The organism is Amycolatopsis sp. SB7-3 (genome assembly GCF_041021335.1).
Lineage (GTDB): Bacteria > Actinomycetota > Actinomycetes > Mycobacteriales > Pseudonocardiaceae > Amycolatopsis > Amycolatopsis japonica.
Genome location: NZ_JBFPJQ010000008.1, coordinates 261,728 through 274,407, shown reverse-complemented (window position 1 = coordinate 274,407; position 12,680 = coordinate 261,728). Strand labels below are relative to the sequence as shown.

The following is a 12,680-nucleotide window of genomic DNA, read 5'->3' as shown; positions in this document are numbered from 1 at the left end:
ACGCCGAGGTCCCCGCCCGCTACGCCGCGTCTCCACTGGGCTCCGCCTCAGCTCGCCCTGCCCGAATGACGCGGAGGAGACCCTGATGAGGGCCAGAGCAGTCCTGATAGCCCTGTTTTCCCTGGTCGGAGCGCTGTTGGTGGTGGCTCCGGCGGCGCAGGCGGCCATCGTCCCCGACACTTGGTACACCGTGTCGACCACCGGCGGGAAATGCGTGGACGCGCGCGCCGCCGGGACGGCGAACGGGACGGTCGTCCAGCAGTACGCCTGCAACCAGACCTTTTCCCAGCACTGGCAGTTCCAGCCCACCTCGGGCGGCTACTACCGGGTCAACACCCGCAACGCCCCGGCACAGGTGTGGGACGTCGCCGAGGTGTCGACGGCCGACGGTGGGCTGATCCACCTGTGGGCCTACGGCGGCGGGAACAACCAGCAGTGGCAGCCGGTCGAGGAATCGGGCGGGACGTATCACTTCGTGAGCCGCAACAGCGGCAAGTGCCTGGACATCCCCGGCCTCTCGACCCAGGACAGCACCCAGCTCCAGCAGTACGCCTGCAACGGCACCGGCGCCCAGTCCTTCCGGCTCACCCCGGTCTCCGGCACCGCGAACCCCGACCTCGGGCCGAACGTGCTCGTCTTCGATCCGGGGATGTCGCAGTCGGCGATCCAGTCCCAGGTGAACAGCGTCTTCTCGCAGCAGGAGACCAGCCAGTTCGGCCCGAACCGGAAGGCGCTGCTGTTCAAGCCGGGCTCGTACAACGTCGATGTGAACGTCGGGTTCTACACACAGGTGCTGGGGCTCGGCCTGTCTCCCGACAACGTGACGATCAATGGCGCGGTGCACGCGGAGGCCGATTGGTTCCAGGGCAACGCGACGCAGAACTTCTGGCGTGGTGCGGAAAACCTGTCCGTCAACCCCAACGGCGGCACCGATCGGTGGGCCGTTTCGCAGGCCGCGCCGTACCGCCGCATGCATGTCCGCGGCAACCTGCAGCTCGACGACGGCGGCTGGTCCAGCGGCGGGTGGATGTCCGACGTGAAGGTCGACGGCCAGGTGCGGTCGGGCTCGCAGCAGCAGTGGATCTCGCGCAATTCGCAGTTCGGGAGTTGGAGCGGCTCCAACTGGAACATGGTCTTCGCCGGAGTCGGTGGCGCACCGTCGACCAGTTTCCCCACACCACGGTGAACACGACGCCGGTCGTGCGGGAGAAGCCGTTCCTCTACGTCGATGCCGCGGGTGCGTACCAGGTCTTCGTGCCTTCCAAGCGCACCAACGCCTCCGGGATCACGTGGGGCGCCGGCCAGCCGGGATCCTCGCTGCCGATCAGCCGGTTCTTCATCGCGAAGCCCGGCACGACGGCGTCGCAGATCAACGCGGCCCTCGCCGAAGGCAAGGACCTCCTGATCACGCCGGGCGTCTACCACCTGAACGAGACGCTGCGCGTCACGCGGCCCGACACCGTCGTGCTGGGACTCGGCCTGGCGACGTTGATCCCGGACAACGGCATCACGGCGATGACGGTGGCCGACGTCGACGGCGTCAAGATCGCCGGCGTGCTGATCGACGCGGGCACCACGAACTCGAACACGCTGATGGAGGTCGGCCCGGCGAACTCCGCGCAGGACCACGCGGCCAATCCGACTTCGCTGCACGACGTGTTCTTCCGCATCGGCGGGGCGGGCGTCGGCAATGCCACGAACAGCCTGGTGGTCAACAGCGACGACGTCATCGGCGACCACTTGTGGATCTGGCGCGCCGACCACGGCAGCGGGGTCGGGTGGAACACCAACACCGCCGACACGGGCCTGATCGTCAGCGGCGACGACGTCACGATGTACGGCCTGTTCGTCGAGCATTACCAGAAGTACCAGACGATCTGGACCGGCGAACGCGGCCGGACGTACTTCTACCAGAACGAAATGCCTTACGACCCGCCGAATCAGGCCGCCTGGATGAACGGCTCGACGCGCGGTTACGCGGCCTACAAGGTGGCGGATTCGGTGACGAACCACGAGGCCTACGGGCTCGGCAGCTACTGCTTCTTCAACGTGAATCCGAGTGTGGTGGCGGATCGGGCGATCGAGGTGCCGAACAACGCGAACGTCCGGTTCCGCAGCATGGTCGCCGTCTCCCTCGGCGGGAACGGGACCATCGCCCGGGTGATCAACGACCGCGGTGGACCGGCCAACTCGGGATCGAACGTGGCCAACCTGGTCGCTTATCCCTGATGACCCCGGTGCGCGTCGTGATGGCGGTCGCGGCGCGCACCGGCCTCACCCCAACGGGTGGCGTGCCGCGCGCTCCCGGGCGGGCGCTCCGATACTCGGCACATGCCTCTCGTCGGTCTCACCGTCGTCGAACCCCGCCTGGCCTGGCCGCTCGCCGCCGTGCGCGGGGTTTTCGCCCTCCTGTTCGGCATTCTCGCGTTGGTCTGGCCGGGAACGACCGTGCTGGCCCTCGCGATCCTCTACGGCATTTACGCCATCTTCGACGGCATCGGCGGCATCATGCAGGCCTTCCGGCCGGGCGACGCCGCTCACCGCGCCGCCTACGGTGTCCTCGGCGCGTTCGGGATCATCGCCGGTGTCCTCGTTCTGATCTGGCCGGGGATCACCGTGCTGGTGCTGGCCCTCCTGGTCGGTTTCTGGGCGATCTTCACCGGCATCGTCGAGATCGTCGCGGCGATCCGGCTGCGCAAGCAGATCGAGGGCGAGGCGTTCCTCATCGCGGCGGGCGCGCTGTCCCTGATCGCGGGCATTGTGATCGTGTTCAACCCGATCGCCGGCGCGTACGGGATCGCCCTCCTGGTCGGGATCTACGCCCTGCTGTACGGCGTGATGCTGCTCGTCCTGGCCTTCCGGTTGCGGAAACTCACCCAAGCCTGAAGGGCTAGGGGCTCGGCAAGAGGGCTTAGGCTGATCCGGTGAGCCAGCCGATCCTGTTGACCGTCGACGACGATCCCGCCGTATCCCGCTCGGTCGCCCGTGACCTGCGCCGAAGGTACGGAAAGGACTACCGGATCATCCGGGCCGATTCCGGCGCCGACGCCCTCGACGCGTTGCGCGAGATCAAGCTGCGCGGCGACGCCGTGGCCGCGATCCTCGCCGACTACCGGATGCCGCAGATGGACGGCATCGTCTTCCTCGAGAAGGCGATGGACCTGTTCCCGAACGCGCGCCGCGCCCTGCTGACCGCCTACGCCGACACCGACGCCGCGATCCAGGCGATCAACGTCGTCGACGTCGACCATTACCTGCTCAAGCCGTGGGACCCGCCGGAGGAGAAGCTCTATCCGGTCGTCGACGCGCTGGTGGAGACGTGGCGCGCGGTGGGGGAGCGGCCGGTCGACGAGATCAAGCTCATCGGCCACCGGTACTCCTCGCCGTCGTTCCACCTGCGCGACTTCCTGGCGCGCAACGCCGTGCCGTACCGCTGGTACTCCGTCGACGACGACGAGGGCCGCCGGATCCTCGAGGCGGCGGACGCGGCACCGCACGACATCCCGGTGCTGGTCACCCCGGACGGCACGGTGCTGCGCCAGCCGTCCGGGCCGGAACTCGCCGACGCCGTCGGCCTCTCCACCCGGCCCACCCAGGAGTTCTACGACCTGATCGTGATCGGCGGCGGGCCCGCCGGGCTCGGGGCGGCCGTGTACGGCGCGTCGGAGGGCCTGCGGACCGTCATCGTCGAGCGCAAGGCGACCGGCGGGCAGGCGGGCACCAGCTCCCGCATCGAGAACTACCTCGGCTTCCCGGACGGTGTCTCCGGCGCGCAGCTCACCGACCGCGCGCGACGGCAGGCGCTCAAGTTCGGCGCCGAGGTGCTCACCGCCCGCGACGTCGTGGGCCTGGAGGCACGCGGTTCCGCGCGCGTGGTCATGTTCGGCGACGGCACCGAGATCTCCGCGCATTCCGTGGTGCTGGCCAGCGGCGTCACCTACCGGGCCTTGGAGGCTCCCGGTGTCGCCGAGCTAGCCGGGCGCGGCGTGTACTACGGCTCGGCCGCGACCGAGGCGCCCGAGTGCAAGGGCGAGCACGTCTACATCGTCGGCGGCGCGAACTCGGCGGGGCAGGCGGCCGTGTTCTTCTCCAAACACGCCGCCGACGTCACCATCCTCGTCCGCGGCCAGTCGCTCGAAGCGTCGATGTCGCACTACCTGATCGAGCAGATCGCCGGGATCGAGAACATCCACGTCCGCACCCGGACCACCGTGGTCGAGGCGCACGGCGACGATCACCTCGAACGGCTGACCCTGTGCGAGAACGGCGGCGCGACCGAGACCGTGCCCACCGGGCACCTGTTCATCTTCATCGGCGCCGCCCCGCGCACCGACTGGCTCGGCACCGAGATCCAGCGGGACGACCACGGTTTCGTCCGCACCGGGCCCGATCTGCTCACCGACGGCGGCCCGCCGCCGGGCTGGCCGCTGGACCGCGACCCGCATTATCTGGAGTCGTCCATTCCGGGCGTCTTCGTGGCGGGCGACGTCCGGGCCGCGTCGGTGAAGCGTGTCGCGTCGGCCGTCGGCGAAGGCGCCATGGCGGTCACCATGGTCCACCGTTATCTGGAGGAGCAATGAGCGTTCTGCCCAGGGAAGAACTGCGCGGGCTCTTCCTCTTCGAGCATCTCAGCGAGGAGCAGCTCGACTGGATCGACGAGCACGCCGTGCTGGAGCAGTACACCGGCGGCACCACGGTCATGCGCGAGGGTGAACCGGCCACGTGCTTCTATCTCCTGCTGTCGGGCGCGTTGCGGATGACGCGGCTCGTCGGCGGCACCGAGGTCGAGACGATCCGGTCCGACCAGCGCGGTGCGTACTGCGGCGCGACGCAGTTCTTTGTGCACCAGGAGACCGAGCACACCTACGGCGCTTCGGTGCACGCTGTCAGCGACATCACCTTCCTGACCCTGCCCGCGGCCGAATTCGCCACCGAGTTCCGCCGCTGGTTCCCGATGGCGACGCATCTGCTGGAGGGCATGTACCTCGGCTGGCGCAACAGCGACACCGTCATCGGTTCGCGACGGCGCCTGCTGGCGCTCGGCGAGCTCTCGGCCGGGCTGACCCACGAGCTCAACAATCCGGCGGCCGCCGCCGTCCGCGCGACGGCGTCGCTGCGGGAGCGGGTCGCCGGGATGCGGCACAAGCTCGCGATGCTGGCGAAGAAGAACGTCGACCCGACGCTGCTGGAGCAGCTGCTCGACATCCAGGAACAGCTGGTCAAACAGGTCGCGGCGGCGCCGAAGCTGACCGCGATGCAGCAGGCCGACCGCGAGGACGAGATCGGCGACTGGTTCGACGACCACGGTATCGACCAGGGCTGGGATCTCGCCGACATCTACGTCCGCGCCGGGCTGACGGTGCCGGATCTCGACCGGCTGCTCGACGCGGTCGGCGAGACCTTCCTCGACGGCGCCGTCCGCTGGCTCGCGTACGCGCTCGAGACCGAGATGCTGATGGGCGAGATCGAGGATTCGACCACCCGGATCTCGGTACTGGTCGGCAAGGCCAAGCAGTACTCGCAGATGGACCGCGCCCCGCACCAGTGGATCGACGTCCACGAAGGCCTCGACTCCACCCTCGTGATGCTGGCGGGCAAGATCGCGCCGGGGATCCGCGTGGTGAAGGAGTACGACCACACGATCCCGAGGATCCCGGCGTACGCGGGCGAGCTCAACCAGGTGTGGACGAACGTCATCGACAACGCGCTCGGCGCCATGGGGACCGAGGGCACGCTGACCCTGCGGACGTCCAGGGTGGACGATCACGTGCACGTCGAGATCGGCGACACCGGGCCCGGTATCCCGGCGGAGGTGCGGCAGCGGATCTTCGAGCCGTTCTTCACCACGAAACCGGTGGGGCAGGGGACCGGTCTCGGCCTGGACATCTCCTGGCGCATCGTCGTCGAACGGCATCAGGGCGATCTGCGGGTCGATTCGGCGCCGGGTGACACGCGGTTCACCGTGTGCCTGCCGGTCTCGGAGCAGTCCGTGATCTGATTTCCCTTATCCCACAGGGTTTCGCCAGAAACTACCGACGGCTTCCGTTCATCGATCGTTCACTTCGAAATGGCTCGCCCGCGCGTCAAAAGAGTCGTACGGGCTGAAAGATCGAGCCTGTGAACGAGGGGGTTGGCCGGTGAAACGCCGTCTGTCGATCGGTCTGGCCGTGGTGCTGCTGCTGGCCGTGGCCGCGGTGATCGTCTGGGGCCGGGACGGTGACGAGAACACCGCGCAGGGCACGGATCTGACCACGGTGCGCGGGGTCATCGGTTCGGAGAAGCTCGCCTTCTTCTCCGACAAACGGGTGGCGGACGCGTTCGCGAAGCACGGGCTGAAGGTCGAGGTCGACACCGCGGGCTCGCGGCAGATCGCGAGCATGGACCTCGGGAAGTACGAATTCGCGTTCCCGTCCTCTTCGCCCGCCGCGCAGCGGATCCAGCGCGATCACCAGGTGACCGGCGTGCACACGCCGTTCCAGTCGCCGATGGCCGTCGCGACCTTCGAACCGATCGTGAACCTCCTGAGCGCCAACGGGATCGTGCGCAAGGGCGCCGGTGAGTATCAGGTGCTCGACATCGCGAAGTACCTCGAAGCAGCGCAGAAGGGCACGCGCTGGGACCAGCTTCCCGGCAACACCGCGTTCCCCGCTCGCAAGAACGTGCTGGTCACGACCACGGACCCGCGCGAATCGAACTCGGCGGCGATGTACCTGTCGATCGTTTCCTTCGTCGCCAACGGGAACAACGTCGTCAGCACGCCGGAGGCCGAGGCGAAGGTGCTGCCCGCGGTGTCGAAGCTGTTCATCGACCAGGGATACACGCAGAACAGCACCGAAGGCCCGTTCGAGGACTACCTCGCGGCGGGGATGGGCAAGACCCCGATGGCGCTGATCTACGAGTCGCAGTTCGTCGACCGGCTGGTGCGCGCCGACGGGTCGATCCGGCCGGACATGCGCCTGCTCTACACCGCGCCGACGGTGTACTCCAAGCACACGCTCGTGCCGCTGAAACCGAACGGCGACCAGGTGGGCAGGCTGCTCGCGACCGACCCGGAGCTGGGGAAACTCGCCGCGACCTTCGGTTTCCGTACCGGGGATCCGCGTTTGTTCGCCGACGTCGTCGCCGCGGCCAAGGCGCCGGTGCCCGCGGATCTGGTGGACGCCGTCGAGCCGCCGTCGTACGAAACGCTGGAGCGTCTGCTCGACGCGGTGAAGAAGCAGTACTGATGGACGATTTCACGCTCACTCCACCCGAACCGGTGGAGGCGATCCCGGCCGAGCGCGCGGCCGGCCTGGTCACCCTCGCGCCGGAGGTCCACGCTGAGATCGCGAAGCGCGCGGAGGGGTTCGCCCGCCGCCTCGAAGCGCTCGACATCCGGTCGCCCGACTTCACGCGTGTCCTGGACGAACTGCTCGCGGTCGGCGAGTCCGACATGCGCGCGGCGGCGACCGTCGCCGGTGCGCTGCTGGACCGGTCGACGCGGGCGCTCACGGAAATCGGGTCGCCACAACACCAGGCGACGGTGAGCCTGGCCGGGCTCCGGCGGGCCGTGGCGGAGATCGATCCGGCGAAACTGCCGATCACCGGCCGCAAGCTGATGGGGCTGATCCCGGTCGCGGGCAGTGCGAAGAAGGCTCTGGACCGCTACCGCGCGGCCAACGAGCCGGTGAACGCGCTCGTACTGGACCTGCGGGCGCGACAAGACCATCTGCGACGGGACAACGCCGCGCTCAAGGGTGAACGAGAACGCCTGTGGGCGACGCTCGGCAAGCTGTCGGAAGCGGCCGCGTTCGCCGAAGCCGTCGACACGGCCGTCGACCGCCAAGCTGGGATCTTCGACTTCACCGACCCCGCGCGGGCCGAGGCCTTGCGGGCGGACGCGCTGTATCCGATCCGGCAGCGGCACCAGGATCTGCTGACCCAGCTCGCCGTCAGCGCGCAGGGTTATCTCGCGCTGGATCTGGTGCGGCGCAACAACGACGAGCTGATCCGCGGGATCGAGCGGGCGGTGTCGACCACGGTCGCGGCGCTGCGGGTCGCACTGGTGGTGAGCGGGGCGCTCGCCGGGCAACGCGACGTGCTCGACGAGATCCAGGCCGTCCAAGCGACCACCGACGGGTTGATCAGGGCCAACGCGGAAATGCTGGAACTGCGTAGCGCCGAGATCCAGCGCGCGGGCAGCGATCCGGCGGTGGCGACGATCCGCGAGTCGTTCGAGCGGATCTACCGGAGCATCGACGCGATCGACGAGTTCAAGGCGGGGGCCGTCTCGACGATGGCGGCGACCGTGGAGGCGCTGTCCGGGGAGATCCGGCGGGCCGAAGACCATCTGCGCCGGTCTCACGAGACGGCGGCGGCCGAGGGGGCATCGTGAAACGCTGGGCGGTACTCACGGTGGCGGCGATCTGCGCGCTGTCACTGGTTTCCTGCGATTCGAGCGAAGGTGGGACGGGGCTGGGGGAGGCCGAAGCAGGCACCTTGCGGGTGCTCGCGGGCAGCGAACTGGCCGACCTGCGGCCGCTGCTGGAACAGGAGGCGGCGGCGACCGGCGTCAAGGTCAAGTTCCAGTTCACCGGGACGCTGGAAGGTACCGAGTCGCTCGCGAACGGCAAGGTGGACGGCCAGTACGACGCCGTCTGGTTCTCGTCGAACCGGTATCCGGCGGCGATTCCGGAGGCCGCCAAACGGCTGGGCGAGCAGGTGAAGATCATGAGCTCGCCGGTGGTGCTCGGGCTGTCCGCGTCGGCGGCGCAACGGCTCGGCTGGGCCGGGCGCCCGGTGGGCTGGGGTGAGATCGCCGAACAGGCAGGCAAGAAGGCCTTCACCTACGGCATGACGGATCCGTCCGCGTCGAACTCCGGTTTCTCGGCGCTCGTCGGGGTGGCGTCGGCGCTCGCGGGGGCGGGCAACGCGATCGACGCTCAGCAGATCGCTTCCGTCACCCCGAAACTGACCGAGTTCTTCAGCGCGCAGGCGATGTCCGCGGGCTCGTCGGGCTGGCTTTCCGAGGCATACCAACGACGGGCGAGCGGCCAGGATCCCGGCAAGAAGGTCGACGGCCTGATCAACTACGAGTCCGTCCTGCTGTCGATGAACGCGAGCGGGAAACTGCCCGAACCGCTGACGCTGGTGTATCCCTCCGACGGTGTCGTGACCGCGGACTATCCGCTGACGTTGTTGCAGAGCGCGAATTCCGACGCGCGGGACGCGCACCGCAAGCTCGCCGAGCGGCTGCGGACGCCGGACACCCAGCGCAAGATCATGGAGACCACACAACGCCGGCCGGTCGTGCCGGGGGTCCAGCTGGGGCAGCAGTTCGCGCAAAAGGATCTCGTCGAGCTGCCGTTCCCCGCGACGCAGCAAGCGGTCGACGCGTTGCTGGGCGCCTACTTCGACAAGATCCGGCGGCCGTCGCGGACGCTGTACGTGCTCGACACCTCCGGTTCCATGTCGGGCGACCGGATCGAGTCGCTGCGTGCCGCGCTGATCGGGCTGACCGGCGCCGACGGTTCGCTGACCGGGCGGTACCGCCGGTTCCGCAGCCGTGAGGAGGTCACGATGCTGCCGTTCGACACCGTGCCCGGCAGTCCGGAGACGTTCACCGTCCCGGAAGGCGATCCACAACCCGCGTTGGACAAGATCAAACGGTTCGCCGAGGGCCTCGACGCGAACGGTGGCACGGCGATCTACGACAGTCTTCAGCGCGCGTACGACATCATGGGACCTTTGGTCGCGCGGGACCCCGATCGCTTCAACTCGATCGTGCTGATGACCGACGGGCAGAACGCGAACGGCGCCAAGTTCTCGGATTTCCAGCTGAGGTTCCCGTCGTTGCCGGAGGCGATGCGGCAGATCCCGGTGTTCACCGTGATCTTCGGCGAAGGCGACTCCGCCGAACTCGCCGAGGTCGCGAAACGTACGGGTGGCAACGTGTTCGACGCCCGAGGCGACGTGCTGCCCAAGGTGTTCCAGGAAATCCGCGGGTACCAGTGATCGGGTACCTCGGCTCCACGAAGAACCTCGCCGGCTGCGTCGGCGGGCTGATCGGGCTGGCGCTGTACCTGACCGGCGTCGTCGGCGGGTTGTGGCCGCTGGTCGTCGCGGGACTGTACGCGGTGTTCGCCCTGCTCGCGCCGCCCGAGAAGGTCCGGCTCGTCTCGGTGGACGCCGTCGCCGAGGCCGGGCAGCTGCGGGCGGACCTCGAATCGCTGGTGGGCAAGGTGACCGAACGGGCGCAGCGGATGCCCGAGTCCTCTGTGGACGGTGTGCGGCGGATCGCGGAGGTACTCGAAGACCTGCTCGCGCGGCCGGAGCGGTGGGCGGCGAACCCGGACGTCCAGCACGCCGTCACCCGGTTGGCGCGAACGGATCTGCCGCTTTCGGTGGAGACATATCTGAATCTGCCGTGGTGGTTCGCCGCCAAACGGCCGGCCGAGGAACTCCTCGCGCAGCTGGAGCTGCTGGAGACCGAAGCGCACCGGATAGCGGAACGTTTCTACGCCGGTGACGTCCATCAACAGGCCGACCACACGCGATATCTGCGCGAGCGCGGCGAATCGGCCTAGTGGTCCCGTTCAGTGGCAAGCGAAAAACAGTCTGCCGGTCGTTCTGCATGGGCAAGCCGGTTTCCCCGTGGTGGACTCGTGACGCCGATCCGATCATGGTCGGTATTCCGTCTTCCCCAGGGAGTTCAGACGTGCACAAGTACAGACTCGGGGCGGCCTTCCTGGCCGCTGTGGCGATGTGTCTCGCCGTCGTCGTGCCGGCGAACGCCGCGGAACGTGACAAGCACTGCGTCGCCGACACGATCACCGGAGCTTTCCGGTGCTTCGACAGCGTGGGCGAGTCCCTCGCCGCGGCGTCGGCGGGCGAGGTCGGCGCGTCCGCGACAGTGATCAGCGTGCTCTACGAACACGCGAACTTCGGCGGGGCTAGTGTCGCGGTCACCGGATCGCCGTGTGTCGAGGGGACGAACCAGACCATCGGCTTCCTCGGCTCGATGAACGACAAGGTCTCCTCGTTCCAGACCTTCTACAACTGCTACATCACGATGTACGAGCACGCCGAATACCAGGGCGCCACCCAGGAGTGGTACGCCAACGACAGCGCCAACTACGGGTCGAACATGAACGACCTCGGCAGCTCCGTCGTGTACTCGCGCGGGCCGTCCCGCGCCGAACTGCTCAAGGACTGCGGCCGCGCCACCAAGACCTGCAACGCCCACGTCGACCAGCGCGGCCAGGACTTCTACGGCGAGTGGAACCGGGTGGACACGGTCTTCAACTGCAGTGCCAACAAGATCACCCAGGTGATCGGCAAGCGGGACACCCGCAGCGGTAAGAACACGGTGTCGAACGAGATCAGCGTGAGCGCGGGCTTCGAGTTCCTCGTCCAGTGGACGGTCGCCTACAAGCGCACGTGGGGCCAGGAGTGGGGCTGGGAGACCAGCGAGAACGTCGAGACCCGGATCGAGGTGAATCCGGGCTACTGGGCGGGCCTGGACCGCTCTCCGGTGATGCGCGTGGGCTACGGCTCGTACGACATGTGGTACGACAAGCGCCGATGGGGCCACCACCAGTGGTACGTGTGGAACTTCAGCGGTGAGGGCCCGGCGCCCGGCGTCGTGGGCCAGACCAGGACCGTCGGCAAGAAGATGACCTCGGACGAGAAGAAGAGGGTGTGCGGCAAGAAGACCGGTCTCGTGCGGTCGTCCGCCCTCGCGGAGACGGAAACCGCCGCCGCGCCCGTCGCGAAGCCCGCCGCGCCCGCGGTGCGTGTCGCGCAGGGCGCGTTGCACAGCTGATCCGATGATGGCCCTCGTCGCCGTGGCGAGGGCCATCGCCGGTCACCGTCCGCCGAGTCTCGGCAGGGTCAACGTCGTCACGGCCGTCGTCACCCAGCCCAGCAGGTCGCCGAGCGGGATCGTGGACAGCTTCTCGGGCCATTCCTCGGCCAGTGCGTGCAGGACCAAGTGACCGTCGTGCGCCTCGACGGCGGTGAGCCGGATCCCTTGCGGGAGTTCGGGCAGCGGCAGCACGATCGGTTTGAGCCGGGACGGCGGGCCGAACCGGCGGGGTCCGATGTGGACGGAAATCGGCCGGAGCACGACGGCGTCGTGCTCCACAGTGGACTCCAGGGCGAGATGTCCCCAGCGGGGCCGCTTTTCCCAGCGGATGTGGAAATGCCCGTCGTCGCCGGGGGTCACGATGATGCCCGGCCGGACCTCGGCCACACGGGCCTGGAGGACTTCCGGCGATACCCGGATCGCCATCTTCACCTGTTCGGGGATGGCGGCCGGGGAGGGGAGTGAGCGAAGGCGCACGTTCGACGCCAGGACGGTGATGCGTTCGAGCGGGTTTTCCGGCCAGTCGACGTCCTCGACGACGATGCGGACGTCGCCGACCCGGCCGGTGGCGGCCAGGCTGAGGCTGTCGGTCTGGTAGTCGAGCCCGGTCAGGGTGAGACCGACGTCGTGCCCGTCCACCTTGGCCGTCAGCCTGCGCCCGACCAGCTGCTCGGTCACGGTCTTCAGGATCGCGGCCGGGGTCACGGGCACGTTCGGCAACAGCGCCCGCCCGGCGGCGGCCAGGCCGAACAGCTCGGGAAGCGGGTTCAGGTCGAACCATCTGCCGTCGCTCATCCGTCCAGTGTCGCCGAACGGGACGCCGATCGCCGCCGCA

9 protein-coding genes and 1 pseudogene are annotated in these 12,680 nt (G+C 68.4%); 9 read left to right on the top strand and 1 reads right to left on the bottom strand.

Annotation, left to right across the window (positions count from 1 at the left end; genetic code table 11):
* Positions 1-85 precede the first annotated feature (85 nt).
* The 9 genes and pseudogenes from AB8M46_RS37590 (at position 86) to AB8M46_RS37550 (ending at position 11,803) form a co-directional block, all read left to right on the top strand.
* Positions 86-2,229: pseudogene (locus tag AB8M46_RS37590) on the top strand (RICIN domain-containing protein).
* Positions 2,230-2,331: 102 nt separating this feature from the next.
* Entirely contained in the window at positions 2,332-2,886 is a 555-nt protein-coding gene (locus tag AB8M46_RS37585) for an HdeD family acid-resistance protein (protein WP_037346515.1), read from the top strand.
* Between the two features lie 38 nt (positions 2,887-2,924).
* A complete protein-coding gene (locus tag AB8M46_RS37580) occupies positions 2,925-4,580 on the top strand; it encodes an FAD-dependent oxidoreductase (RefSeq protein WP_394363267.1) in 1,656 nt (551 codons plus the stop codon).
* Positions 4,577-5,998, top strand: coding sequence for an ATP-binding protein (locus AB8M46_RS37575; RefSeq protein WP_037346517.1), 1,422 nt, complete (start codon positions 4,577-4,579; stop codon positions 5,996-5,998). Before AB8M46_RS37580 ends, AB8M46_RS37575 begins: the two co-directional genes overlap by 4 nt.
* Before the next feature lie 139 nt (positions 5,999-6,137).
* Positions 6,138-7,226 carry a hypothetical protein gene (locus AB8M46_RS37570; protein WP_037346518.1) on the top strand — a complete coding sequence of 363 codons (1,089 nt, stop codon included), beginning with the start codon at positions 6,138-6,140 and terminating at the stop codon, positions 7,224-7,226.
* On the top strand, positions 7,226-8,374 hold the full coding sequence (locus tag AB8M46_RS37565) for a toxic anion resistance protein (protein WP_394363266.1): 1,149 nt from the start codon (positions 7,226-7,228) through the stop codon (positions 8,372-8,374). Before AB8M46_RS37570 ends, AB8M46_RS37565 begins: the two co-directional genes overlap by 1 nt.
* Positions 8,371-9,993, top strand: coding sequence for a VWA domain-containing protein (locus tag AB8M46_RS37560; RefSeq protein ID WP_394363265.1), 1,623 nt, complete (start codon positions 8,371-8,373; stop codon positions 9,991-9,993). The genes AB8M46_RS37565 and AB8M46_RS37560 overlap by 4 nt, the downstream gene beginning before the upstream one ends.
* The gene (locus AB8M46_RS37555; RefSeq protein WP_037346521.1) at positions 9,990-10,565 is read left to right on the top strand and encodes a hypothetical protein; all 576 of its coding nucleotides are present in this window, start codon (positions 9,990-9,992) and stop codon (positions 10,563-10,565) included. The genes AB8M46_RS37560 and AB8M46_RS37555 overlap by 4 nt, the downstream gene beginning before the upstream one ends.
* Before the next feature lie 131 nt (positions 10,566-10,696).
* A complete protein-coding gene (locus AB8M46_RS37550; RefSeq protein ID WP_394363264.1) occupies positions 10,697-11,803 on the top strand; it encodes a peptidase inhibitor family I36 protein in 1,107 nt (368 codons plus the stop codon).
* Between the two features lie 42 nt (positions 11,804-11,845).
* On the opposite strand, the gene AB8M46_RS37545 is transcribed toward AB8M46_RS37550, so the two are convergent.
* Positions 11,846-12,640, bottom strand: a complete 795-nt coding sequence (locus AB8M46_RS37545) for an LmeA family phospholipid-binding protein (protein WP_394363263.1) — start codon at positions 12,638-12,640, stop codon at positions 11,846-11,848.
* Between the last annotated feature and the right edge of the window lie 40 nt (positions 12,641-12,680).

Bases quoted from the DNA above. Each gene is read 5' to 3' on its own strand.
- AB8M46_RS37585 (WP_037346515.1), top strand. From the start codon at position 2,332: ATGCCTCTCGTCGGTCTCACCGTCGTCGAACCCCGCCTGGCCTGGCCG.
- AB8M46_RS37575 (WP_037346517.1), top strand. From the start codon at position 4,577: ATGAGCGTTCTGCCCAGGGAAGAACTGCGCGGGCTCTTCCTCTTCGAG.
- AB8M46_RS37565 (WP_394363266.1), top strand. From the start codon at position 7,226: ATGGACGATTTCACGCTCACTCCACCCGAACCGGTGGAGGCGATCCCG.
- AB8M46_RS37545 (WP_394363263.1), bottom strand. From the start codon at position 12,640: ATGAGCGACGGCAGATGGTTCGACCTGAACCCGCTTCCCGAGCTGTTC.